This is a genomic window from Saccharospirillum sp. MSK14-1, from assembly GCF_003054965.1.
Classification (GTDB): domain Bacteria; phylum Pseudomonadota; class Gammaproteobacteria; order Pseudomonadales; family Natronospirillaceae; genus Saccharospirillum.
Map to the genome: position 1 here is coordinate 1,574,790 of NZ_MIES01000033.1, position 25,060 is coordinate 1,599,849.

The window sequence follows — 25,060 nt, forward strand, 5'->3', positions numbered from 1 at the left end:
CCTGATTACCGGCGCAATGGTACTGGGCGCCTTGCTTTGACACAAGGCTGAGCCACTGGCGTTTGCTCAAATATCGACCATACTGAGAGATTCAACTCTGGAGGGATTCAGGGAGGCTACTGCCATGATGCTTGAAGTGGGCCAGATCGTGCCCGATTTTGTCGTTCCCGCGACAAACAATAAGAACGTCCATTTGCGCGCCTTACGCGGTTATAAGGTGTTGCTCTACTTCTACCCTAAAAACCACACCCCAGCCTGTACCATCGAGACCCAAAATTTTGGCGCTAATTATCAGCGTTTTCGCAGCCAAGGTATTTTGGTTTTCGGTGTCAGTCGCGATGACCTAAGCAGCCAGGAGCAATTCAAACGCGACCAAAGTCTGCCTTTCGAACTGATTTCCGATAGCAACGAAGCACTGTGCCGAATGTTCGGTGTTCTTCGTGAAAAGGAAATGTTCGGTCGGAAGATTCACAGTCTGGTTCGATCGACGTTTTTGATTGACGAAGATGGTCAGTTAATACGAGCGTGGCGCGATGTCGACGCCCGCGAACACGTTCATCGACTACTGGATGAACTGAACGCGGGATACAATTCGCGCCGAACCGGTTAGCCGTCAGTAGAAGAGCCGGACTCCGGCTCGGGGCTGGTGGGGTGTTGTGGCCAGGCATTAAAAATGGCCTTAACGAAGGTCGCCAGCGGTATGGCGAAAAAGACACCCCAGAAGCCCCACAACCCACCAAAGACCAGCACTGCAATAATGATCGATACCGGGTTCAAATTAACGGCTTCTGAAAACAGCAGCGGTACCAACACATTACCGTCGAGCATCTGAATGATCAGATACGCCAACATGACGTAATAAAGCTCGTTCGTGAAACCCCATTGAAACGCGCCGATTAAGAAGACCGGTATTGTCACCACAGTGGCACCGATGTACGGAATAAGAACGGACAAACCGACCAGTGTTGCCAACAGCGCTGAATACTGGAGCCCGAACAATTCAAAAGTGACAAAAGAAACCAGGCCCACTATAAGAATTTCAATCGCCTTGCCGCGCAAGTAATTCGCAATCTGCTGGTTCATTTCCAGCGCAATTTGCGTCATCAGACCACGACGGGCTGGCAGCAACCGTGACTTAACACTGTTCCACAGCTTCGTCCGGTCTTTAAGCATGAAAAACACCATCAACGGAACGACGATCAAATAAATCAGTACGCCGACAACGTTAGGTAACGTGTTCAACGAGATCGTCAGCATACGTGGCAGCCAACTGGATAACTGCTGACCAATGCCGCGCAAATCCAAACCACGCAACCACTGCTGAGCCAGGTCACTGGAAATCAATTCCGGATAGCGTGCCGGCAACCCTTGAATTTGGTCCTGGAAAAGCCGAAGCATGGCGGGAAGCTCGGTGACCAAACTGGTTACCTGACGCACCAGCGACGGCACAATGATCAGCGTTGCTACAAACAAAACGCCAAAAAACAATAAACAAACCAGAATGACCGACAGCAGGTGCGGAACGCGTAAATCGTTCAGCCGATCGACAATGGGCGACAACAGATACGCCAGAATAACCGCCGTAAAAACCGGCGCCAAAGCCTGGCCCAGTGCGTAGACAAGCAGCCCAAAAAGCACTAAGAAAATGAAGAGGATGACGGCTTCTTCATCGGAGAAATAACGCTGGAAAAATCCTTGTATAACCCGATACAGCTTCAAGTCAGTCAACTCCCCGTTCAATGCAATAATGAAATTCGCCGTCTGCGGCCTCTTGCCGATCCAGCAAACGATGGTTACTTTGGCTTAAATAAGCAGGAATATCGCGCCAGGACCCTGCATCGGTCGCCCAGACTTCCAGTACCTCACCCGGCAGAAGCTTTAACAACTGCTGCTTGGTGCGCAGCAGTGGCAACGGACAACGCAAACCTCGCACATCCAGACAGTGTGTCGCTTTGGTTTTACAACTCAATTACACCCTCCTGGTGTCAGCGGCAGTCCGCCCCCTTATGATAGGCGCAACCACCCAACTCAATGGAGTCATTGTGCGATTTTGCAAAGGCCACTTACGACGTCGTTGCTCAGCCTTAGTCACCGCGCTGGCACTGGTCTTCACAAGCACCGGCCCCAGCCAACTCAATGCCGAAGGCTTTGGTGACCAATCACTGGGTTGGACACGTGACCAAGAAGCGGCGGTCGCCGGTTATCTGCAGCGCAGATTACAGCGACAGGGTCAGGTCATCAATGATGTCTGGGTTGAGTATTGGCTGAATGAGCGCGCTGAACGGTTAAGGCAAGCATCCAATATTCCTCTGCACAAAGTCTCTACTTTAACGATTGACGAACGCAGCTTTAATGCTTTTGCCCTGCCCGGTAATGTGATGGGCTTTAACCTGGGGCTGTGGCGTACGGCTGAAACCGAAGCCGAGTTTATATCGGTGATGGGCCATGAACTTGCACACCTTCGACTGCGTCATTTCAGCCGACTGCAAAATGCTAATCGTCAACAAAGCTGGCTGGCTATCAGCGGCGCGTTGCTTGGAATCGCCTTGATGAGCAGTAACTCAGAACTAGGGGCAGCCACCTTCACTGGCGCACAAGCCAGCGCCATCCAGCAAAGCCTGGCCTTCAGTCGCAGTATGGAAACGGAAGCGGATGACTTATCCAGCAAAACCCTGGCTGAAATTGGTTATAACGCCCAAGCCGGTGCACAGGTATTTCGGCGCATGCAGAATCAAATTACCTACCAGTCATCGGCCTCTGATTACTGGCAGTCGCATCCGCTGCCCACATCCCGTGTTGCGCGACTGGAGTCGATGGATAATGGGACGATGGAAAACTCACCCGATCATCAATACGACGTGCTGCGTTGGCATATAGCGCACACTCAGCTACCGAATGATGATTTCGCACATTGGCCGAACCGCTATCAGTCCCTGCTTTCATCGCAGCCGGACAGTTCTGCGCTGCCTGATGAATTGATCGATCAAGCAAGCCCTGATTTGATATTGGGTTGGATACTGCATCAAGAAGATCAGTTTGAGCGCGCGCAAATCCGGGAACAACTGGCAACACTGACCCAGCTATTCCCAGACTTTGATCCAGGCTGGTACTGGCTGGCTCATAACACAGCGCAGCAGCAAGGTCATGGCGCTTGCCGCGAAGCACGCACCTACCTCGATAAGATCGATGCAACTTACATCGATGTTTTAGCGCTCTCACAGCAACTGGCTGCACGATGCCAGCCGGAACGCGAAACTGAAGCCAGAGCACTTTGGTTGTGGCACAACGGGGAAGAAGGGGCTGCGTTTAATCTGTTACGTCAGGCCATCGAACAACCCGCTAACACCAGTCAGCTGGCACGTCTGCGCCAACGGTTGACGGACTTTGAACGCCAGCGGAACCTGCTGCCCAGTTGAAAGCGCGGTGATTAAGCCGCGCGCTGGGACGAGAAGTTCAACATCCGATCCAAAGGAAGCCGCGCTCGCTCAATTAAGTCGGCATCCACCTGAATCTCTTCGGTCGGATTTAGTAGCACGGACTTGATCCGCTCCAGATCGTTCATTGCCATCCAAGGACAGTGCGCACAGGAACGGCAATTACCACCCTGCCCGGCTGTCGGAGCCTCAATAAAGGTTTTATTCGGCGAGCGTTGCTGCATCTTGTAAAAGATGCCTCTATCAGTGGCGACAATAAACTGTTGGTTGGGCAGTTGCTCTGATGCATTCAACAGTTGAGTAGTTGACCCCACCACATCCGCTAACTCGACAACCGCCTCTGGCGATTCCGGGTGCACCAGAATCGCCGCTTCGGGATACAAGGCTTTCAAGTCTGTCAGGCCTTTCGCCCGAAATTCTTCATGGACAATACAGGAACCGTTCCACAACAACATGTCAGCACCGGTTTCGCGCTGGATATACCGCCCCAGATGTTGATCTGGCGCCCACAGAATTTTTTTACCCTGGCGGTCAAGATGATCCACGACATCCAACGCAATACTGGAAGTCACCACCCAATCAGCTCGCGCTTTGACCGCAGCAGAGGTATTCGCGTAGACCACAACCGTGCGATCTGGATGCTGATCACAGAAAGCTGCAAATTCGTCCGGCGGGCAACCCAGATCGAGTGAGCAGGTGGCCTCCAGTGTTGGCATCAACACGCGCTTATCCGGACTTAAGATCTTGGTGGTTTCGCCCATAAAACGAACGCCTGCAACAAGCACCGTTTGAGCGTCCACATCGCGACCGAAACGCGCCATTTCCAGAGAGTCACCAATAAAACCGCCTGACGCTTCTGCCAAAGCCTGCACCAATGGATCGGTATAGTAATGGGCCACCAAAACGGCTTTTTGAGCGCGCATCAACTCGATAATTTCTTCGTTCAATGCACTGACTTCCGCACTGCTAAGACTGGTCATGCGCTCAGCAATGGGAACATCAAAATTAATGGTCAGATCGGACAACACAGCAGAATCGGTCATGGTTACTCAACGGCCTCTTTACAGCCTGTCATTGTACTCCGAAACATAGCGGAGCCCTATGGCCCTCATGATGGGGACGGTTAGCAGATGGCACAATAGGGGATTGCATAGGCATAAAAAAAGGAGAGCTAAACTCTCCTTTTTTGGAATATGGTGGGTCGTGCAGGATTCGAACCTGCGACCAATTGGTTAAAAGCCAACTGCTCTACCAACTGAGCTAACGACCCTTGGTAGCTGGCCTGATCATCCTTCAACCTGAGTCGTTTTGCTCGCTACTCCGCCTCAGGACCGTGAACAGAGTAAAGGTGGTGGGTCGTGCAGGATTCGAACCTGCGACCAATTGGTTAAAAGCCAACTGCTCTACCAACTGAGCTAACGACCCAAAGGAGGCGCATATAATATGTATTTTTATCCCGGACGCAACCCCGGGCTTGTCTTTTTTTGATGCCAAGCCTTTGATCTAAAAGGGCTTTGCCAACACAGTCCTGAAGCCTTCAGGCCTGATATCGCGTCGGGTCCGGCAAACCTGCCTCTGCAAAGCCTTTTTGGCGCAGTCGACAAGAGTCGCACTGACCGCATGCCTCACCGGATTCGTTGGCCTGATAACAACTAATCGTCAAACCATAGTCCACACCTAGACGACTACCCAGCGCCACGGTTTGAGCCTTACTCAGATTGATGAGCGGCGTGTGGATGGTAATCATTCGACCTTCAACGCCCATCCGAGTCGCCAGATTGGCAAGGCGCTCATATGCTTCGATGTACTCAGGGCGGCAGTCTGGGTAGCCAGAGTAGTCGACAGCGCTAACACCGATAAAGAGGTTTTGTGCTTCCAATACCTCAGCCCACCCCAGTGCGATGGACAGAAAAACCGTGTTTCGGGCTGGAACATAGGTCACCGGGATGCCGTCTGTTTCCTCCGTGGGAACCTCAAGGCTATGGTCGGTCAAGGCCGATCCACCCAAACTTGCCAGATCAATGGGAATGACTTTGTGTTCTACCACATCCATTGCTTGAGCGATGCGCTTAGCGGCATCCAATTCGGCATCGTGCCGCTGTCCATAATCGAAGCTGAGCGCATAAAGCTCGTACCCGTCCGCTTTGGCCTGAGCCAATACTGTCGTCGAATCGAGGCCTCCGGACAGAAGAACCACGGCTTTTTTGGTCATGGGTGTATCTCGTGAGTGATCATGAAATGGCAGCCGGCAGGCTGCCATTGCTTAATTAGAATTGAGTCTCGCCTGCGCCAGCTGTGCACTCTGGCTATCGGGATAGTCCACAATCACACGCTGAAACAGTTGACGTGCCTGATCAGAATTACCGCCCTGCTGAGCAATAATACCTAACTTATAGAGCGAGTCAGGGACCTTGGCATTCGTTGGAAACTGATCAATAACGGTTTGAAACGCCGTCCGGGCTTCATCAACGTTACGACTGGCCAACTGCACTTCTCCAAGCCAATACCAGGCATTGGGAGTCAAAGAATGATCGGGATGGGCATCAGCAAACGCTTGCAAGGCGGCAATGGCTTCTGGAAACTCACGCGCCCTGATGTGATCTCGGGCCGCATTGTATTCTGCCAGAATATCTTCATCACTGACCGCTTCGAAGTCGATCGATTCGGCGGGCGCCGTCTCGACAGACGAAGAACCATTGCCCGGATTCTGCTGCAGCGCCAGTATGCGCTGGTCCAGGTCAATGTAACGTTCACGCTGCTCTTCGCGCATCACATCAAGCTGATAGGTGAGCTCTTCAATCAGGCCGCGTTGCTCAGCCACCTGCTGTTGCAAGTCTTGAACCTGAAACATCAGGTTTTCAACAAAGGCTGCCGAAGGGCCGTTGGGGTTTGTGCGCGCTGAACTATCTGGACCGCCCAAGGTACCCAAACTTGATGAAGCACCGTCGGGTTGAGATTCGACAATCGCAGGTTCAGCAGAAAGCGATCCTACAAAAACAAAAGTGCTGCCCAAAAGGGCAGCACTATAGATAAGAGCTTGTTTATTCAGCATGGCCGATTAGTAAACAATCTCTACACGACGGTTTTCAGCGTAGTCAGCTTCGGTGCTACCCAGAGCAACCGGACGCTCTTCGCCATAGCTAACGGTGTCGATCTGGCTGGCAGCGGCACCTTTCAGCATCAGGTAGTCAGCAACGGCTTGCGCGCGACGCTCACCCAGTGCCAAGTTGTATTCACGAGTACCACGCTCATCAGCATGACCTTCCAGGACAATGCTCATGTTCGGGTTAGCAACCAGGTTCATAGCATGCGCGTTCAGCACAGTGCGGAACTCGGTGCGGATTTCAGACTTGTCGAAGTCGAAGTAAACGATGGTCTGATCCAGCAGAGCTTGGAACTCGCTGGTGACGCTTTGTTCGCCTTCAGTGGTGTCAGTATCGAGAGTCAGCTCTTCGTCTGTTGTGCCAGTACCCGTTGTGCTGGTGGCTTCGCCGGAAGAACCTGTATCTTCTGTCGTGGCGCAGCCAGCCAGGAATACAGCAAAAGTAATAGCAGCAGCTTGAATCAGTTTGGATTTAGCCATTTTCCTTTATCCCATCGGTTATATGTCGTTTTATTGGTTATTTACAGACCAATTTGCCCTTAATGGCATATTGCCCTGCAAATGACCCTAGTTCAAGTAGGGAGACCAGGCCGGTTCAATTACGTCTCCGTATATCGACGGCATCTGGCTTGTGACCTGCCCATCCAGGGACACCCAGGCCAAAACCCCCTCACCCCCTCTCTTAGTCGCATAAACCAGCATCGTGCCGTTAGGCGCAATACTGGGAGACTCATCCAGGTTGGTTTCTGTCAGCACTCTTACGTTACGTGATGCCAGATCCATTGCTGCAACGTGGAACCTGCCTTCTGTTTGGTGAATAAAGACTAGGTATTGCCCGTCGCTGCTGAATTGGGCTTTCAGGTTTTGACTGCCTTCAAAGGTTAAGCGCTCTATACGCTTAGTGGCAAGGTCCATTTGATAAATTTGTGGTCTACCTCCTCTTTCCGAGGTATAGATCAAAGACTGAGAGTCCGGAGAAAAACTCGGCTCAGTATCTATATAACTATTCCTCGTTAATCGGGTACTTCGTCCACTGGAAAAATCGTACAGATATAATTCTGGATTTCCCTCCGTACTGGATACATAAGCCAAATATCGACCATCAGGTGAAAATGCTGGCGAGCTGGTATAACCGCGCCGGCCGGACAAGGTATCCGACTGACCCGATGCCAGTTCCTGAACAAACACCTTCCAACGATCGCCCACTTTATTGGCAAATGCGATGCGCCGGCCATCACCAGACCAAGATGGAGAAATAATAGGTTCATCGGACTGGTAAACAGTACGGGCGCGTTGACCGTCCGCATCGGCCACTTGCAGCCGGTATTCGAAATTACCCACACTGGTTGGCTGGCGAGTTACAAAAGCAATCTTGGTAGAGAAGATACCTTTAATACCGGTAATACGTTCATGAATAAGATCGGATATTGAGTGGCCCAAGTCCCTTAACTGAGAAACTGCCACTGTCTGACTGCCACCCACCATCCGTCGACCTTGCACTATATCAAACAAGGAAAAGCTCACTCGGATTCGCCCACCAGCAACAGGCTCCATTCGACCGATGACCAGGTATTCCTGCTCCAGCAATCGCCAGTCGCGATAAAACACACCTTCCTGAGAGGTCGGTTGACTGAGCATCTCCCTGGCAGGCAACAGATCAAAACGGCCTGTTCGCCCCAAATTCGCTCGAATAATGCCATCAACTTGCTCGGGTAATGCTTCAGATCCCCCCCAGAAAAACGGCACAACGGATACTTTGGTACGGGCGTCGTAACCACGGGTCACGACGATTTCTAAATCTTCTGCCTGAACCAGTATTGCGGCCAAGGCAGACATCCATGCAACAGCCAGAATGGCCAGACGTCGTTGAACTCTCACTGCATCAGGTCCTCTGGTTTAAAACGAAAACGAAAGGTTCGAAAGTTACGATTAAACACGTTGATATCGTCCGGTACTTGATAGCGACGCACGCGCTGAACCGCTCTGATCGCCGATTGATCCAGCGCAGCGATGCCGCTGCTGGAAACAATTTCAGCTGAGAGCAATTCACCGGTTGGCAATAAGGACACCTGGACAACGGTTTCCCGCCCAGTCAGATCCATTATTTGCAATTCCATGGGCCGCGACCAAGCTCGTGTAATCTGCTGATAAATGCGATCAGTATAGGTCGACGTTACCTCTGCATCGCGCTCGCGTTGCGCCTGCGCAGCCGCCAGCTCTTCCTGCTGACGCTCCAACTGAGAGTCTTCGCTGTCCAAACCGGCCAATAAATCGCTGAACGCGTCTTCACTGTTCACCGGCGGCGCGGGATTCTGGGGCGCTGCCGTTTCCGCCGGTGGCGTTGGCTCTGGCTCCGGTTGCGCTTTAGGTTGCTGAGGCGCGGGCTCTGGCGTTGGTTGTGGTTGTGGCGCTGGCTCAGGTTCGGGCTGAGGCTCCGGTTTGGGTGCCGGAGGCGACGGCTCTGGCTGCGGCTGTGGTCGCGGTTCTGGCTTGGGTTGTGGCGCTGGCTCCGGCGCTGGTTGCGCTGTTGGCGGTTGCTCACGGACCGGTTGCGGCTGCGGTTCCAGCATCAAATTAGCGGTCAAGGTCGGTGGCAACTCAAACCGATCCGGTGAAGGGTGAGTCACGCTGAAGCCAACCAAAAACAACGCCGCCAGCAACACATGCAAACCAACAGCTTGCACGGCCGGCAACGCCAAATGGCGACGACTGAAGCGCCACTCACTCTTCATTCGGCGCCTCGGTAATCAGGCCCACCGATTCAATACCTGCGGTCTGTAGATTCGACATAACTTGCATTACTCGACCATACGAGATGCTCGTGTCACCCCGGATGTAGACCTGCAACGTCGGTTGCTGGCCCAGCACCCGGGCAACGTACTGACCCACACCACTCGGCTCAACGGGCTCAGGTTCCTCTTCACCACGTTCGACAAAAACCTGACCTTGAGCATCCACCGCAACAATCAAATATTCCTGATTCTCATCGCGCTCCAACGGCCCAGATTCAACTTGCGGCACATCAACTTCAACGCCCTGCATCATCATCGGTGCGGTCACCATAAAGATGATCAATAAGACCAACATGACGTCGATATAAGGCACCACGTTGATCTCGGACATCGGCTTTCGCCGCTTACGAACCAGGCTCATTCAGCGACTTCCTGTTTGCGACCCTGCCCCGCCAGCAAATGCGCCTGACGATGCAGGATGGCCGCAAACTCTTCAGCAAAGGTTTCATAATTGGCAACCAATTTATCTGAGCGAGCAGAGAACCGGTTGTAGGCAATCACCGCCGGAATGGCTGCGAACAAGCCCATGGCGGTTGCAATCAAGGCTTCAGAAATACCCGGTGCGACGGTCGACAAGGTTACCTGCGTGACCGACGCCAAACCGCGGAAGGAATTCATGATGCCCCAGACGGTACCAAACAAACCCACATACGGACTGGTTGAACCGACGGTCGCCAAAAACGGCAGATGCTGATCAAGCTTTTCCATCTCTTTGCTGACGGCCACACGCATCGCACGCTGACAACCAGCCATGATGGCATCGGCGTCAGTGACCTGCTGCTGGCGCAAACGACTGAATTCTTTAAACCCGGCTCGGAAAATATGTTCACCGCCGTTGTCGGCATCCGGGTTAGCGTTGATCTGGCGATACAACTGAGACAGGTCCATGCCGGACCAGAAACGTTCTTCAAAACTGGCAAATCGATGATAGGCGGTCGTCAGCACCTTACGGCGCTCGAAGATAAACACCCAGGTTGCAACCGAGGCTACTAACAACGTCAGCATGACAAACTGCACTAACAGTGTCGCTTCGCTGACCAATTCCCATATTGATAATTGACTGCCCACTACCGTCATCCTCAGAGACTTTCAGCGGGCCAGACTAAAGAAGTTTTTTGGCAAATACTAGACAGCGCGATTTCGCCAATCACGGTTTTCAATCCCTTTGCACAGGGCCGTGATCGACGTTGAAGTGTTTATTTGGGCTGGGGCAGATCGAAGTGCTGATAGGCTAAATCAGTGACCATTCGACCACGAGGCGTCCGGGTCAAAAAGCCCTGCTGAATCAAATAAGGCTCGACCACATCTTCAAGGGTGTCGCGCTCTTCACTCAAGGCTGCGGCTAAACTCTCGACTCCGACCGGGCCTCCGCCGAACTTCTCAATTAACGTCATCAGCATCCGACGGTCGAGGTGATCGAAACCCGCCTTATCAACGTTGAGCAAGTTCAGCGCGCCATCGGCGATGGTCTGATTCACACTGCCTTCGTGTTTCACTTCGGCATAGTCGCGCACACGTCGCAGCAAACGATTGGCAATACGGGGCGTGCCGCGCGAGCGATGCGCCACTTCGCCAGCGCCATCGCGATCTATCTCCACACCTAACTTATTGGCAGAGCGCAGCACGATCTCGGTCAGCTCAGCGACCGAATAAAACTCCAGTCGCTCGACGATGCCGAAACGATCACGCAAAGGAGAGGTCAGCAAACCCGCTCGTGTAGTGGCCCCCACTAATGTGAACGGCGGCAAATCGAGTTTGATGGAACGTGCCGCCGGCCCTTCGCCGATCATGATGTCGAGCTGATAATCTTCCATCGCCGGGTACAGTACTTCCTCTACCTGCGGCGACAGGCGATGAATCTCATCAATAAAAAGAACGTCACCGGATTCCAGATTGGTCAGCATCGCAGCCAGATCACCGGCCTTTTCCAACACCGGGCCCGAGGTGGTCTTAATATTAACGCCCATCTCATTGGCGATAATATTGGCCAGCGTTGTTTTACCCAGGCCGGGCGGCCCGAATACCAAAGTATGATCAAGGGGCTCTTCGCGCTTGCGGGCGGCGCTGATGAAGATTTCCATCTTCTCACGCACCACCGCCTGACCGATGTACTCAGCCAATGACAGCGGCCGGATCGCGCGGTCAAACTGTTCTTCGCGAATGTCTTGTGGCTCAGGCGCGATAAAGCGGTCGGTTTCGATCATCGGTCAGTCGGTTCAGCCAGAAAGTGGGTTACATCATCTGCTTGAGCGCAGCGCGGATCAAGGTTTCGGAATCCATACCGGCTTGGGCCACTTGCGCGATCGCACGCGCAGCTTGCTGCGGTTTGTAACCCAGAGCGATCAAAGCGCTTTCAGCATCTTCTTCAGCACTGGCGGGTCGCGGTGTGGCTTCAGGCACCATCGGCATGGCGAGCAATCGCTCGGCACCACCGAGGTCGGCGATGCGATCATGCATCTCCACAATCAGGCGCTCTGCCGTTTTCTTACCCACGCCAGGCACCTTCACCAACATGCTCGGGTCTTTCTGCTGCACCGAGCGCACAAAGTGATCCGGTTCCATGCCACTGAGAATCGCCAGTGCGAGCTTGGGCCCAACACCACTGGTCTTGATCAGTGCGCGGAACAGGCTGCGCTCTTCACGTGTGCCGAAACCGAACAACACATGCGCATCTTCACGAATGGCTAAATGCGTGTGCAGCACCACCGTTTCACCGACAGCAGGCAATTTGAAGGCGGTCGACAACGGTGCCTGAACGTCATATCCCACGCCACCTACATCGACCAGCAGTTCCGGTGCCCGATTTTCCAGCAAAGTACCTTGCAGACGACCAATCATGGCGTGCTTCCTTATCGTGTTATTGGAGATCAGTCGAGCCAGCGACCGCGCCGCGAATGGCGACTGCCAGCAACCCGGACCAAACCGGCGCTGGTGTGAGCGTGGCACAACGCGATGGCCAAGGCATCGGCGGCATCTTCCTGCGGCAACCCGGGCAATTTCAGCATGCGTTGCACCATATGCTGGATCTGGACTTTGTCCGCGCCACCATTACCGACCACGGCCTGCTTAACCTTACGAGCAGCGTATTCACTGACCGCCAGACCGGATTGCGTCGCCGCAAGAATGGCGACGCCACGCGCCTGGCCCAGCTTTAATGCTGAGGCAGCGCTACGACCCATAAAAACTTGTTCAATGGCCGCTTCGGCCGGGGAATACTGTTCGATGACTTCACGCAAAAAGCGGAACAGGTTGTCGAGTCTTTCTGCGAACGTGTCGAAGGATTCCAAGCGAATCACGCCAGAGGTGACGTAATCCTGTCGGCTGCCCACCACATTGATAATGCCAAACCCGGTTTTACGCGAGCCCGGGTCAATTCCCAGTATCAATGTCATGGGCGCACCGCCACCATCACTAGGCTTCCGCTTCCTCAGGAAAGGCTGCGTTGGTGTAGACGTTCTGCACGTCATCCAGGTCTTCGAGCATATCGATCAAGCGCTGTACTTTCTCGGCGGTCTCGACATCCAGCTCGGTCTCAGTAGACGGAATCATGGTGACTTCGCCTTCCACTTCGTAACCGGCCTCAACCAGAGCGTTCTTAACATCGAGAAAGTCTTCCGGACTGGTCCGGATTTCGAAGCTGCCATCGTCGTTACTGATGACATCTTCAGCACCGGCTTCCAGCGCCACTTCCATGATGGCGTCTTCGTCGCCGCTTTCGATAAACAGCTGACCCGCATTGCTGAACAAATACGCAACGGAACCATCGGTACCCAGATTTCCGCCGCATTTGGTGAAGGCATGACGCACTTCCGAGACGGTGCGGTTGCGGTTATCGGACAAACAACGCACATAAATTGCCACGCCGCTGGCGCCGTAACCTTCGTAGGTCATGGCCTCGTAGTCGTCACCATCGGCATTACCCGCACCGCGGGCAATGGCTTTTTCGATGGTGTCTTTTTTCATGTTGGCGGTCAGGGCTTTGTCCATGACCGAGCGCAACGTCGGGTTGTCTTCCGGATTGGGACCGCCGTTTTTCGCAGCAACTACCAGCTCACGGATGATTTTAGTGAAGACCTTGCCACGCTTGGCGTCCTGAGCCGCCTTGCGGTGCTTGATGTTGGCCCACTTACTATGACCTGCCATAGCTTTGTTACCTCGTGCTCTTTCCTTGGGCGGCGCGAATCAGGATTCGGCCACCGGCTTGCGAATGCGAAGGTTCAGATCGCGCAATTGTTCCTGGCTGACGTCGCCCGGGGCTTGTGTCAGCAGGCAAGCAGCCGTCTGAGTTTTCGGGAAGGCGATCACTTCACGGATGGATTCCGCACCGGTCATCAACATAACCAGACGATCCAGACCGAAAGCCAGACCACCGTGCGGCGGCGCACCGTAGCGCAGTGCCGACAGCAGGAAGCCAAACTTCTCTTCCTGTTCCTCTTCGCTGATGCCGAGCACTTCAAAGACCGCATGCTGCATGGCTTCGTCGTGAATACGGATGGAACCGCCACCCAGTTCGACGCCGTTTAGAACCATGTCGTAAGCACGCGACAGAGCGGTTTCCGGGTTAGCTTTCAGCGCTTCCGGACTGCACGACGGTGCCGTAAACGGATGGTGCAGCGCAGCCAAGCGACCTTCACCCGTTTCTTCAAACATCGGGAAGTCGACGACCCATAACGGCGCCCAGTCCTGGGTATACAGATTCATGTCTTCGCCGATCTTGCAGCGCAAGGCACCGAGCGCATCGTTCACGATGGTGGCTTTATCCGCGCCGAAGAAAATCAGGTCACCGTCGTTGGCATCCAGACGCTCAATCAACTGTGCCAGAACGTTTTCAGGCATGAATTTCACGATGGGCGATTGCAGACCGTCCGGCAGGTTGCTCTTGTCGTTGACCTTGATATAAGCCAGACCTTTAGCGCCATAGATGCCGACATACTTGGTGTAATCGTCAATCTGCTTACGAGTCAGCTCACTGCCACCAGGTACTTTCAATGCAGCAACCCGGCCTTTCGGATCTGTCGCCGGGCCCGAGAAGACTTTGAAATCGACCTCGGTCATTAAGTCACTGACGGTGGTCAGCTCCAGCGGAATGCGCAAGTCCGGCTTATCACTGCCGTATTTTTCCATCGCCTCGGCGTAAGGCATGCGCGGGAAGGTACCAAATTCGACGTCCAGCACATCCTTAAACAGGTTGCTGATCATGGTCTCGGTCAGCGACATGATGCCCGCTTCATCGGTGAAGGAGGTTTCGATGTCGATCTGAGTGAATTCCGGCTGACGGTCAGCGCGCAAGTCTTCATCACGGAAACACTTGGCGATCTGATAATAGCGATCGAAACCAGACACCATCAGCAACTGCTTAAACAGCTGCGGCGATTGCGGCAATGCAAAGAATTCGCCCGGGTGAGTCCGGCTGGGCACCAGATAGTCACGCGCACCTTCCGGAGTCGCGCGAGTCAGAATCGGTGTTTCGATATCCAGAAAACCCTGATCTTCCAGATGCCGACGAATGCTGGAGGTAATGCGCGAGCGCAAGACCAGTTTCTGCTGCATTTCCGGACGACGCAGGTCCATAAAACGGTAACGCAGGCGGACGTCTTCGCCGACATCGGAGTATTCGTCCAGCGGGAACGGCGGCGTTTTGGCCGCGTTCAGAACGGTAATTTCCTTGCCCAGCAATTCAATTTCGCCGGTGGCCATATTCGGATTGATGGTGCCTTCAGGACGGGCGCGCACTCGACCAGTCACTTCGATGACGTATTCCGAACGGACCCGGTCGGCAATGTTGAAGCTGTCCGGTGCGTCGGGGTCGAAGACCACCTGGGTGATGCCGGCGCGGTCACGCACATCGAGGAAGATCACGCCGCCGTGGTCGCGGCGACGGTGGACCCAGCCGCTGATGGTCACGGTTTCGTCAATCAGGGAAGCGTTGAGTTCCCCGCAGTAATGGCTTCGCATAGGAGTTCCTGAATCTGGTGCTTAGGGAGTTCGCAAAGGGCCGGCATTATACCTAGGTGTCAGTCGTTTAACTACCGGTGATCTGTGGCAAAACAGCGCAGCCCCAGCATTTAGCCGGTCACAAAGTCGCCCGGCAGGTTGCTCTTATCCAACTCGATGCGTTCCACATCAACACCGGCAACCTGAGCAAAGTGAGATCCTTCGTGCAATGCATCGACCATATCGGACAGTGCCTGCTCACTGCCGCACAGCATCACTTCCACTCGACCATCCGGCAGATTAATCGCATGGCCCGTGATACCCAGCTCACGGGCACGACGACGACAAAAAAGGCGATATCCCACGCCCTGCACTTTGCCATATACCCAGGCCTTCATGCATTGCATCGCAAACCTCTCAGTCCGACTTTGATAGGCCAGCCAGTTTAGCGGTGGTCATAATGCATTCAAAGATATCTCAGCCAGATACTTATTGATAATAATTATCATTATTTTTAATAAAACATGACGGCAGAAATAACCTCCGGAAACGCTGCGTTTTTTCCAACACGCCAATCAATCAGCGAACTATCATTTCCTTTGCTAGGCTCTGTCCCAACGCGGGTAATAATGGCGTGTGCGCCTTGTTATTACCTTGGAAATTGACCTGGGTCATTTGCAAAACCATAAGCGGCTGAGCATACTTGCGCCGCCTTTTGTTTCTAACCCTTTGCCCCTCGGAAGCTGATCCATGAGCCATGCTAGCCCCGTTAATGAGGTGAACGAAACGTACAACTATACCGTTGTTCGACAGTTCTCCATCATGACAGTCGTATGGGGAATTATCGGCATGCTGGTCGGAGTTATTATCGCTGCCCAGTTAGCCTTCCCTGAATTGAATTTCGGTCCTTATTTTCATTTTGGTCGCCTGCGCCCACTGCACACCAATGCGGTTATTTTTGCCTTTGGTGGTTGCGCCTTGTTTGCGACCTCGTATTACGTTGTCCAGCGTACCACTCAGGCTCGTTTAGCCTTTGAAGGTCTTGCCAAATTCACCTTCTGGGGATGGCAGGCGGTTATCGTCGCTGCCGTGATTACCCTGCCACTGGGTATGACCTCCGCCAAAGAATACGCTGAGCTGGAATGGCCCATCGATATTCTGATCGCGATGGTCTGGCTGTCTTATCTTGCGGTCTTCGTCGGGACCATTCATCGACGTCGTACCTCGCATATCTACGTGGGCAACTGGTTCTATTTAGCATTCATCATCACCGTCGCCGTGTTGCACGTCGTCAACAACATTTCCATCCCAGTCAGCTTGTTTAAAGCCTATTCGGTTTATCCGGGCACGATGGATGCGATGGTGCAATGGTGGTACGGCCACAATGCGGTCGGTTTCTTCCTGACCGCGGGCTTCCTCGGCATGATGTATTACTACGTGCCTAAGCAAGCCGAGCGCCCGGTTTATTCTTACCGCCTGTCCATCGTTCACTTCTGGGCGTTGATCGCCATCTACATGTGGGCCGGTGGTCACCATCTGCATTATTCAGCTCTGCCGGACTGGGCTCAGAACCTGGGCATGGTGATGTCGGTTATTCTGCTGGTCCCATCCTGGGGTGGCATGATCAACGGCATGATGACGCTCAGTGGTGCCTGGCACAAACTGCGGACTGACCCAATTCTGCGCTTCCTGGTGGTGTCTCTGTCGTTCTACGGCATGGCCACTTTCGAAGGGCCAATGATGGCCATCAAGATGGTCAACGCCTTGTCACATAACACCGACTGGACCATTGGTCACGTTCACTCCGGCGCTTTGGGCTGGGTGGCGATGATTTCCATCGGTGCGATGTATCACACCATTCCACGCCTCTTTGGTCAGACTCAGATGTACAGCATCTCACTGATCAATGTGCACTTCTGGCTCGCGACCATTGGTACTGTTCTGTACATCGCTGCCATGTGGGTCAACGGCATCATGCAGGGCATGATGTGGCGTGCGGTCAACACCGACGGTTCACTGATGTACAGCTTTATCCAAGGTGTGGATGCCAGCTGGGGAGGCTACGTGGTGCGTTTGATCGGAGGCCTCGTCTTCCTGTCCGGCATGTTGATCATGGCCTACAACGTCTGGCGCACCGTGCGCAATGACCAGGCCACTCAGGCTGAACCCGCACCCCAGGCCGCTTGATAGGTAGGAATTACGATGCAACACGAAAAGGTTGAAAAGAACGTTGGCTTGATGGCCTTTCTGGTCGTCATTGCCATCAGCTTTGGCGGTCTGGTCGAAATCGTGCCGCTCTTCTTTATCAATGACACTACTGAACCGGTCGAAGGCCTTGAGCCCTACACCGCTGTGCAATTAGAAGGCCGCGATATTTATATCCGCGAAGGCTGCCACGTCTGCCATACCCAGATGGTGCGTCCGCTGCGTGCTGAAGTTGAGCGTTATGGCCCGTACTCTCAGGCCGGTGAAATGGTTTACGAGCACCCCTTCCTGTGGGGCTCTAAGCGTACCGGTCCGGACCTGGCTCGCGTCGGCGAACGTTACAGTGATGAGTGGCACAAAGCTCACCTCTATAACCCTCGCTCTGTTGTTCCTGAGTCCAACATGCCGGCGTTCCCCTGGTTGTTTGAGCGCACCCTCGATGGCGAAGATACCGCCACCAAGATGCGCGCCTTGCGTGCTGTCGGTGTGCCTTATACCGATGAACAGATCGCTGGCGCTCAGGAAGCGGTCGCCGGAACCACCGAGATCGATGCACTCGTTGCTTACCTGCAGCACCTCGGTACGGTCGTAACCGGACGTTAGGGGACGATGATGGATATAAATACGCTGCGCGGCCTGGCCACCGTATTCACCATGATTGCCTTCTTTGGCGTGGTGTACTGGGCCTACTCCAGCAAGCGCAAAGCACGTTTTGACGATGCGGCCAATTTGCCGTTCGCCGATCGCGACGAACAGATGGACGCTGCCTCGGACAAGAAGAGGAATGACGATGAGTAGCTTTTGGAGTTTCTACATTATTGCAATCACCACCATCTTTTTGGTGGGCATCGTCGCATTGATTCACTTTACTCGTCGCATGCCGGACCCAGGTGGTGAAGGTGCGCAGACGACGGGACATCAATTCGACGGCATTGAGGAATACAACAACCCTCTGCCTAAATGGTGGCTGAACCTGTTCTGGGCGACCATCATCTTTGCCGTGGGTTACCTCATCGCCATGCCAGTAGGCAATTGGAAAGGTCTGTTGGGCTGGTCATCGGTCGGTCAGCTGACCGAAGACCAGGTTGAACACGAACGTCGTTACGGCGAAATCTATCAGCGTCTGGCGTCCATTCCGGTCGAAGAGCTGAAAGATAACCCTCAAGCGATGCGTGTGGGCGCCCGTCTGTTTGAAGACAACTGCGCACTGTGTCATGGCCAGGCCGCAACCGGCAGTTACGGTTTCCCGAACCTGACCGACGACGATTGGTTGTACGGCGGCTCTGGCGACACCATTAAAACCACGCTGATGGCTGGTCGCAGTGGGCAGATGCCCGCCTGGGGCGATGCGCTCGGCGCTGCTGGTGTACGTGCCGTGACGGAGTACGTTATGCAGCTGTCTGGCCAGGACGACGTCAACACCAGTCTGGCCAGTCAGGGCCAAGCGCTGTTCAACGCCAGCTGCGTTGCCTGCCACAGCCAGGATGGTACCGGTAATCAGGCTCTGGGCGCTCCCAACCTGACCGATAACATCTGGCTTTACCACATCCCAGGTGAAACATTGCGCGCTTCGGTTCAACACACCCTTGAACAAGGTCGTTCCGGACGGATGCCCGCCTGGAGTGGTGTTCTCGGTGAAGAACGCGTGCACATTCTGGCCGGCTACGTCTACAGCCTGAGTCAGGAACAAGCGCAAGATCCGCAGTAATTGCAGACCAACGGGGCGCGTGACCACGCGCCCCGGACTGGCTTGGAAAGGTCGGGCGTGCCTGCTCTTCCCAAACCAATCCTGATCCCCCAAAAAACATGACCGATAAAATAGAGGTCAAAGACGTCACGGACGACGCCGTAACGACCGTCGACCTGTACCAAGATAGGGAAAAGATTTACGTCCGCCGCATCAAAGGCTTTTATCGCAACTTGCGAGTCTACGGCGGCGCTGCCCTGTTTGCGTTGTATTTCGGCACTCTCTGGCTGGATTGGAACGGCCGACAGGCGGTGTTGTTTGACCTGCCCGCTCGTCAGTTCCATATCTTCGGCATCACCTTCTGGCCACAGGACTTTATGCTGCTGTCCTGGGCATTAATCATCTGTGCGTTTGCGCTGTTTTTGGTCACCGTCTATGCCGGTCGGGTCTGGTGTGGCTACACCTGCCCACAGAGCGCCTGGACATGGATCTTCATGTTCATCGAGGAAAAAACCGAGGGCAAACGCAATGCCCGGATCAAACTCGATGATCAACCGATGACCGCGCAGAAATTTGCCCGTAAGACGGCCAAGCATCTGTTGTGGCTAGCCGTCGCTTTGGCAACTGCCATTACCTTTGTTGGCTACTTCGTACCGGTCAAAGACTTGCTGCCGCAATTGGTGAATTTCCACGCCAGCGGCTGGGCCATTTTCTGGATCGCTTTTTTCACACTGGCCACCTATGGCAACGCGGGCTGGTTGCGCGAGCAAGTGTGCATCTATATGTGCCCCTACGCCCGCTTCCAGGCGGTGATGTTCGACCAGGACACCCTGATCGTCAGCTACGATGAAAAGCGCGGCGAACCCCGAGGGGCACGTAAGCGCGGTATCTCGCCTGCCGATGCGGGACTGGGCGATTGCATCGATTGTGAGTTATGCGTTCAGGTCTGCCCCACCGGCATCGATATCCGCGATGGCCTTCAATACGAGTGCATCGGCTGTGCCGCCTGCATCGATGCCTGCGATTCCGTCATGGACAAAATGGGTTACGACCCGGGCCTGATTCGCTACACCACCGAAAACAGTCTGGAAGGCAAACCCAGTCACATCTTGCGGCCCCGCCTGATCGGTTATGCTCTGGCGTTGGCGGTGATGATCGGTTTATTCAGCTGGGTGATTGCCACTCGAGTGCCAATGGATTTATCGATTGAACGCGGCCGAGGCGCATTGCATCGTATAACGCCGATGGGTTTGGTGGAGAACTCTTACCGGATCAATCTGATGAACATGACCGAGCGCGATCAGGGTTATCGCCTCAGTGTTGAAGGACTGGACGGTTTACAACTGCTGGCACCGGATGTCATCCATGTCACGGCTGGCGGCTCAGTAGAATTGCCGGTGCGTCTGTTGATCGAGCCAGGTCAACTCCCCTTGCCCAACAACGAAATTCATTTCACCGCCGTCGCTGTTGATGACCCGGAACAAAGTGTCGAAACAGAAAGTCGCTTCTTTGGCCCGGCTCGATTCTGATAAACGGTTTAGGAGATCATTGACGTGAACACGAGTACCCGCAAACCCTGGTACCGCGAATTCTGGATCTGGTTCATCCTGGCGCCCATCATTGCGGTGGTCAGTTTCTGGGCCTGGTTGATTCCCTTTGCCATCAAAACCAACGATGGCGCGATTCTCGACAATTACTACGAAGACGGTCTGGGTATTATCGAACGTACTACTCAGGCCGAGTGGGCGTTGGAGCACAATCTCAGTGCGCAGCTGCAAACCCTGGATGAACGCGTTCAGCTGCGCCTGGAGGGCAACCTGGATGCCATGCCAGAAGCGCTTCAACTCACCTATGTATTCCCAACCCGGGAAGCCTGGGATGTCAGCGTTCAGTTAACACGTCAGGCCGATGGTCGCTATCTGGGTGTCTTGCCAGAAGCGATCACGGAACGGCGTCAACTGATTCTGGAACCGGCCGATGGCGAAGAGGCAAGCTGGCGCCTGCACGGTGAAGTCACCATGCCCGATCGCAGCATCATCAGGCTAAGCCCGAAACTCTAATGACGCAGGCCTGCTTTCATTGCGGTCTGCCGGCTTTCGATGAGCGCTTCCAGCTCGAGGTAGGCGGCGACGCCAAGACATTTTGCTGCGTTGGCTGTCTCGCCGCCGCTCAGACCATTCTCGACAGCGGTCTGGGCGAATACTACCGTTTTCACGATCCGGACCAGACGCCCGCAGCCCCGCCTGTCAATCAGCGCGACCGCGAACAACTGGCGCTCTACGACCGCGACGACGTTCAAGCCGATTTCGTACGCCCACTCGATTCCGGCCAATGCGAAGCCACCTTGATGATCGACGGTGTCAGCTGCGCTGCTTGCAGTTGGCTGATTGAAAAGCGACTGCATCAGCAAGATGGCGTTATTGAAGCTCGCTTTAATCAAACCACCCATCGTCTGTTGTTGCGTTGGCAACGTGACGAAGCGGCCCTTTCCAACCTCTTTATTGCCCTGCATTCACTCGGGTATCGCGCTCAGCCCTACCAGGCCGACGCGGAAGAAGCATTACGTCAACGCACCGGCCGCCGCTATTTGCTGCGTCTGGGGGTTGCTGGCATTGGCATGATGCAAGCGATGATGAATGCCGTCGCGCTCTACAGTGGCAGCATCGAAGCCACCTACGTGCACTGGCTGCGCTGGACCTCGCTGTTTATAACGCTGCCGGTCGTGTCCATTGGTGCTGGCCCGTTTTTCACAGCGGCCTGGCGATCCATCCGTGCGCGCAGCCTGAGCATGGATGTCTCAGTATCGCTGGCCATCGGTGGTGCCTTTGGTGCCAGCGTCTGGGCCACCCTGAGCCGCCAGGGTGAGGTCTATTTCGAATCCGTCTCCATGTTCACCTTTTTTCTGGTGTTGGGTCGGTTTTTGGAATTCCGCGCTCGCACCTCCGTTCATGCCTCCAGCAACGCCTTAGCGCGACAACTGCCGCCGACCTGCCGGGTACGCGACGGTGAAGATTTTGTGCAGACCGCGGTGCGCGATCTGGCGCACGGTGATCGCATTCAAGTGCGGGCGGGCGAACTCTGCCCCGTCGATGGTCGAGTCGTAGACGGCGAGAGCGAATTCGATGAGGCACGTTTAACCGGTGAAGTTGCCCCTCAAGCCAAATCCAGCGGCGATTCCGTACTGGCAGGTACCACCAACCTCAGTCAGGCCGTGGAAATTGAAGTAACACGACTGGGCGCTGACAGCTCCGCCTCGGCATTGAGCCAACTGCTGGAACAAGCCGCGAGCGAAAAGCCGCGCTTAGCCGAACTGGCCGATCGCGGCGCCCGACATTTTGTCTGGACCACCTTAGTCATCACCACCTTTATTGGTCTGGTCTGGCTGTGGATTGATCCCGATCGAGCTTTCTGGATTGTCATCAGTGTTCTGGTCGTCACCTGCCCTTGCGCACTCAGCCTGGCAACGCCGACGGTGCTGGCACAGGCAACTCAGAGCCTGGCGGCCGAAGGCCTGATTGTGACCCGCGGTCACACCCTGGAACGCCTGGCCGATATCACCGACCTGGCTTTCGACAAAACCGGCACCCTGACCGAAGGTCGCTTCCGACTGATTCACACCGAGGTGCTGCCGACCACTCAATTCGATGCCACCGAATTGATCGCCCTCGCCGCGGCACTCGAAGCCGACAGCGATCATCCGCTTGCCCGTGCCTTCCGCGATGCCGCGATGGGCACACCCTTACCGGCGTTGAGCAAACGCATCCTGCATCCGTCACAAGGCGTGTCTGGCTGCGATAACGATGGCGAATACCGCCTGGGTAATGCCGCTTTCGCACTGACCGAACGTCACGATGACATCGAACGCCCTGGTTTATTGTGGCTCAGCTACAACGGCACAGCGCTGGCGCAATTCCAGCTGGCCGATGAACTGCGCGCTACGGCCGCGCCCGCTCTGCAACAACTCACAGAACTGGGTCTGCGCTGCCACGTCCTCACTGGCGACCCCAATCCAACGCCGGACATCCGTTTAGCGGCGCTGTCGCTGAATGGCGATTACCACGCAGGACTCAGCCCTGCAGATAAACTGAACTGGTTGAACCAGCAACAGAAACATGGCTTACAACTGGCCATGGTGGGCGATGGTATTAACGATGCGCCGGTCTTGGCAGGCGCTCCGGTTTCAATTGCACTGGCGTCAGGAACCGACCTTGCCAAACAATCGTCAGACGCGCTCTTACTCAACGATCAACTCACTGTCTTGGCCTCAGCCGTCAGAGCCGCGCGTAAAACCCGGCGCATCATTCGCCAGAATTTGCTGTGGGCTCTGGTGTACAATGGCGTCGCCTTACCGCTGGCAGCGTTTGGCTGGGTCACCCCCTGGCAAGCGGCCATCGGCATGTCGGCCAGTTCTTTGCTGGTCGTACTCAATGCATTGCGACTGAGACGACTGAGTTAACCCCATGGATATTCTGCTGTTGCTGTTACCCATCACCGGTTTGCTGCTGCTGATCGGTGGTGGCCTGTTCTGGTGGACGGTTCGCTCCGGGCAATACGACGACCTCGACAGCCCCGCGCAACGCATCCTCTTCGACGATGACGACGACATGATTCCCGACGATCACAAGCCGCCTCGTGACCGCTGACCTCATCTCCGCCGCCCTGATTGGATTAATTTCCGCCGGCCACTGCCTGGGCATGTGCGGCGGCATTACCGTGGCGCTGGGGCTGCACAGCCAGGGCCAAGGCACCTTGCTGTTTTACAACCTCGGGCGCATTGCCACCTATGCGCTGCTCGGTTTATTGATCGGAGCCGGTCTGCATTGGCTGCCGCCTTCGGTTACCCCTGTTTTACGGTTAATCGCCGCCTTACTGCTGGTGCTGATTGCGCTTTACTACCTGAACATCAAACCCTGGATTACTCAGCTGGAAAAACTGGCCCTGCCTCTCTGGCGCGGCTTACAGCCTTTGGCTCGGCGCTGGTTGCCATTGCGTCATCCGCTGCAAGCCTTTCCGGTCGGAATGATCTGGGGGCTGCTGCCTTGCGGGTTGGTTTATACCGCCCTTGGCTACGCCGCGACCCAAGCGAATGCCATCGGCAGCGCCGCATTGATGCTGGCTTTTGGTCTGGGTACATTGCCCGCTATGCTCGCCACGGGCGCCTTCAGTCAGCAGTTGAATGGGTGGTTGCGACGCCCGGTTACACGAACGGTTATCGGAGCCGTCTTACTGTGTTTCGCAGGCTGGCTCATCTTTAATGCCACGCACATGCTCGGGGGGATGTAATCGATGCAGGCCATTTTCGGATATGGCAGTTTGATTTGTGCCGACAGCCGACGGCGCACCGGTATCGGCGGACCTGCACTGGCGGTTGAAATTGAGGGTATTGAACGCCGCTGGTCGGTCCCAGTACCGGACTACGGCGCAACTGCCGTCGGTGCGCATCTGAACCCGGACAGTTGCTGCAATGGTGTTATATTTATCGTCGACGATGACAATCTGGCGCGCTTTGACAAGCGTGAACAAGGCTACGACCGGCATCGTGTCGACTGGTCCAATGTTCGTTCGCTCGCGCAACAAACGTTGCCAACCGAGGTCCCCCTGTGGGCCTACGTCGGCTATTCCAGTGAAACACCGCAGCCCCATCGCCCGATCATGCAAACCTATGTGGATGTCATCCTCAACGGCTGCCTGGGCTATGGCGATGATTTTGCTCGTCGCTTTCTGCACTCCACCGGCCCCTGGCAGCATCTGAGCGACGATCGTCTCGCGCCGCAATACCCTCGTGCCATGAACGACGACTCTCTGCCACCGCGTATTGACGCCTTGCTGCACGAAGAATTGCCCGAGTTGTTTCAGCAGCGCACACGCTACAGCCTTCCAAGCTCCGGCCGTTAACCCAGTCATA

28 protein-coding genes and 2 tRNA genes are annotated in these 25,060 nt (G+C 54.9%); 12 read left to right on the plus strand and 18 right to left on the minus strand.

The features are described 5' to 3' along the window. Positions 1–124 precede the first annotated feature (124 nt). Entirely contained in the window at positions 125–610 is a 486-nt protein-coding gene (locus BGP77_RS16475; RefSeq protein WP_233252379.1) for a peroxiredoxin, read from the plus strand. On the opposite strand, the gene BGP77_RS16480 is transcribed toward BGP77_RS16475, so the two are convergent. Continuing rightward, complete coding sequence (locus BGP77_RS16480; protein ID WP_370446847.1) at positions 607–1,728, minus strand: AI-2E family transporter; 1,122 nt, start codon at positions 1,726–1,728, stop codon at positions 607–609. The genes BGP77_RS16475 and BGP77_RS16480 overlap by 4 nt on opposite strands. Then, positions 1,721–1,969, minus strand: coding sequence for a sulfurtransferase TusA family protein (locus BGP77_RS16485; RefSeq protein ID WP_199224292.1), 249 nt, complete (start codon positions 1,967–1,969; stop codon positions 1,721–1,723). The genes BGP77_RS16480 and BGP77_RS16485 overlap by 8 nt, the downstream gene beginning before the upstream one ends. Before the next feature lie 73 nt (positions 1,970–2,042). Here BGP77_RS16485 and BGP77_RS16490 point away from each other — a divergent pair, with 73 nt between their 5' ends. Next, positions 2,043–3,416: a M48 family metallopeptidase gene (locus tag BGP77_RS16490; protein WP_158269412.1), complete on the plus strand. Its 1,374-nt coding sequence runs from the start codon at positions 2,043–2,045 to the stop codon at positions 3,414–3,416. 11 nt (positions 3,417–3,427) lie between these two features. On the opposite strand, the gene nadA is transcribed toward BGP77_RS16490, so the two are convergent. From nadA to BGP77_RS16570, 16 genes are all read right to left on the minus strand, one after another. Continuing rightward, positions 3,428–4,414 carry a quinolinate synthase NadA gene (nadA, locus tag BGP77_RS16495; RefSeq protein WP_233252404.1) on the minus strand — a complete coding sequence of 329 codons (987 nt, stop codon included), beginning with the start codon at positions 4,412–4,414 and terminating at the stop codon, positions 3,428–3,430. A gap of 214 nt (positions 4,415–4,628) precedes the next feature. Next, positions 4,629–4,704 (minus strand) — tRNA-Lys (locus BGP77_RS16500). A gap of 79 nt (positions 4,705–4,783) precedes the next feature. Continuing rightward, a tRNA-Lys gene (locus tag BGP77_RS16505) sits at positions 4,784–4,859 on the minus strand. A 112-nt stretch (positions 4,860–4,971) separates the two neighbouring features. Continuing rightward, a complete protein-coding gene (gene queC, locus BGP77_RS16510) occupies positions 4,972–5,646 on the minus strand; it encodes a 7-cyano-7-deazaguanine synthase QueC (RefSeq protein WP_108165798.1) in 675 nt (224 codons plus the stop codon). A gap of 51 nt (positions 5,647–5,697) precedes the next feature. After that, positions 5,698–6,486 (minus strand): tol-pal system protein YbgF, encoded by a 789-nt coding sequence (gene ybgF / locus BGP77_RS16515; protein ID WP_108165799.1) that lies wholly within the window; start codon positions 6,484–6,486, stop codon positions 5,698–5,700. A gap of 6 nt (positions 6,487–6,492) precedes the next feature. After that, positions 6,493–7,017, minus strand: coding sequence for a peptidoglycan-associated lipoprotein Pal (gene pal / locus BGP77_RS16520; protein ID WP_108165800.1), 525 nt, complete (start codon positions 7,015–7,017; stop codon positions 6,493–6,495). A gap of 87 nt (positions 7,018–7,104) precedes the next feature. Further along, on the minus strand, positions 7,105–8,364 hold the full coding sequence (tolB, locus tag BGP77_RS16525; protein ID WP_158269413.1) for a Tol-Pal system beta propeller repeat protein TolB: 1,260 nt from the start codon (positions 8,362–8,364) through the stop codon (positions 7,105–7,107). Between the two features lie 47 nt (positions 8,365–8,411). After that, positions 8,412–9,269, minus strand: coding sequence for a cell envelope integrity protein TolA (tolA, locus tag BGP77_RS16530; RefSeq protein WP_108165802.1), 858 nt, complete (start codon positions 9,267–9,269; stop codon positions 8,412–8,414). Beyond that, a complete protein-coding gene (gene tolR, locus BGP77_RS16535) occupies positions 9,259–9,690 on the minus strand; it encodes a protein TolR (protein ID WP_108165803.1) in 432 nt (143 codons plus the stop codon). The genes tolA and tolR overlap by 11 nt, the downstream gene beginning before the upstream one ends. Further along, entirely contained in the window at positions 9,687–10,397 is a 711-nt protein-coding gene (gene tolQ, locus BGP77_RS16540; RefSeq protein ID WP_233252380.1) for a protein TolQ, read from the minus strand. Before tolQ ends, tolR begins: the two co-directional genes overlap by 4 nt. A gap of 128 nt (positions 10,398–10,525) precedes the next feature. Next, the gene (gene ruvB / locus BGP77_RS16545) at positions 10,526–11,533 is read right to left on the minus strand and encodes a Holliday junction branch migration DNA helicase RuvB (protein WP_108165805.1); all 1,008 of its coding nucleotides are present in this window, start codon (positions 11,531–11,533) and stop codon (positions 10,526–10,528) included. Between the two features lie 28 nt (positions 11,534–11,561). Next, on the minus strand, positions 11,562–12,167 hold the full coding sequence (gene ruvA / locus BGP77_RS16550) for a Holliday junction branch migration protein RuvA (protein WP_108165806.1): 606 nt from the start codon (positions 12,165–12,167) through the stop codon (positions 11,562–11,564). 29 nt (positions 12,168–12,196) lie between these two features. Beyond that, positions 12,197–12,721 (minus strand): crossover junction endodeoxyribonuclease RuvC, encoded by a 525-nt coding sequence (ruvC, locus tag BGP77_RS16555; protein ID WP_108165807.1) that lies wholly within the window; start codon positions 12,719–12,721, stop codon positions 12,197–12,199. 19 nt (positions 12,722–12,740) lie between these two features. Beyond that, the gene (locus BGP77_RS16560; protein ID WP_108165808.1) at positions 12,741–13,472 is read right to left on the minus strand and encodes a YebC/PmpR family DNA-binding transcriptional regulator; all 732 of its coding nucleotides are present in this window, start codon (positions 13,470–13,472) and stop codon (positions 12,741–12,743) included. Between the two features lie 39 nt (positions 13,473–13,511). Further along, positions 13,512–15,284: an aspartate--tRNA ligase gene (gene aspS, locus BGP77_RS16565; RefSeq protein ID WP_108165809.1), complete on the minus strand. Its 1,773-nt coding sequence runs from the start codon at positions 15,282–15,284 to the stop codon at positions 13,512–13,514. A gap of 110 nt (positions 15,285–15,394) precedes the next feature. Next, on the minus strand, positions 15,395–15,661 hold the full coding sequence (locus BGP77_RS16570) for an acylphosphatase (protein ID WP_233252381.1): 267 nt from the start codon (positions 15,659–15,661) through the stop codon (positions 15,395–15,397). Between the two features lie 352 nt (positions 15,662–16,013). On the opposite strand from BGP77_RS16570, the gene ccoN reads away from it, so the two are divergent. The 10 genes from ccoN (at position 16,014) to BGP77_RS16620 (ending at position 25,050) form a co-directional block, all read left to right on the plus strand. Beyond that, complete coding sequence (gene ccoN / locus BGP77_RS16575) at positions 16,014–17,450, plus strand: cytochrome-c oxidase, cbb3-type subunit I (protein WP_108165811.1); 1,437 nt, start codon at positions 16,014–16,016, stop codon at positions 17,448–17,450. Positions 17,451–17,465: 15 nt separating this feature from the next. Beyond that, positions 17,466–18,071 carry a cytochrome-c oxidase, cbb3-type subunit II gene (gene ccoO, locus BGP77_RS16580; RefSeq protein WP_108165812.1) on the plus strand — a complete coding sequence of 202 codons (606 nt, stop codon included), beginning with the start codon at positions 17,466–17,468 and terminating at the stop codon, positions 18,069–18,071. Between the two features lie 6 nt (positions 18,072–18,077). Next, entirely contained in the window at positions 18,078–18,266 is a 189-nt protein-coding gene (locus tag BGP77_RS16585; RefSeq protein WP_370446848.1) for a cbb3-type cytochrome oxidase subunit 3, read from the plus strand. Next, positions 18,259–19,176, plus strand: coding sequence for a cytochrome-c oxidase, cbb3-type subunit III (gene ccoP, locus BGP77_RS16590; protein ID WP_108165813.1), 918 nt, complete (start codon positions 18,259–18,261; stop codon positions 19,174–19,176). Before BGP77_RS16585 ends, ccoP begins: the two co-directional genes overlap by 8 nt. Before the next feature lie 98 nt (positions 19,177–19,274). Continuing rightward, complete coding sequence (ccoG, locus tag BGP77_RS16595; RefSeq protein ID WP_108165814.1) at positions 19,275–20,684, plus strand: cytochrome c oxidase accessory protein CcoG; 1,410 nt, start codon at positions 19,275–19,277, stop codon at positions 20,682–20,684. A 24-nt stretch (positions 20,685–20,708) separates the two neighbouring features. Continuing rightward, positions 20,709–21,215 (plus strand): FixH family protein, encoded by a 507-nt coding sequence (locus BGP77_RS16600; protein WP_158269414.1) that lies wholly within the window; start codon positions 20,709–20,711, stop codon positions 21,213–21,215. Continuing rightward, on the plus strand, positions 21,215–23,611 hold the full coding sequence (locus BGP77_RS16605) for a heavy metal translocating P-type ATPase (RefSeq protein ID WP_108165816.1): 2,397 nt from the start codon (positions 21,215–21,217) through the stop codon (positions 23,609–23,611). Before BGP77_RS16600 ends, BGP77_RS16605 begins: the two co-directional genes overlap by 1 nt. Positions 23,612–23,615: 4 nt before the next feature. Next, positions 23,616–23,798: a cbb3-type cytochrome oxidase assembly protein CcoS gene (gene ccoS / locus BGP77_RS16610; protein WP_108165817.1), complete on the plus strand. Its 183-nt coding sequence runs from the start codon at positions 23,616–23,618 to the stop codon at positions 23,796–23,798. Continuing rightward, positions 23,788–24,438, plus strand: a complete 651-nt coding sequence (locus tag BGP77_RS16615) for a sulfite exporter TauE/SafE family protein (RefSeq protein WP_108165818.1) — start codon at positions 23,788–23,790, stop codon at positions 24,436–24,438. The genes ccoS and BGP77_RS16615 overlap by 11 nt, the downstream gene beginning before the upstream one ends. Before the next feature lie 3 nt (positions 24,439–24,441). Next, positions 24,442–25,050: a gamma-glutamylcyclotransferase family protein gene (locus BGP77_RS16620; protein ID WP_108165819.1), complete on the plus strand. Its 609-nt coding sequence runs from the start codon at positions 24,442–24,444 to the stop codon at positions 25,048–25,050. Positions 25,051–25,060: the final 10 nt, after the last annotated feature.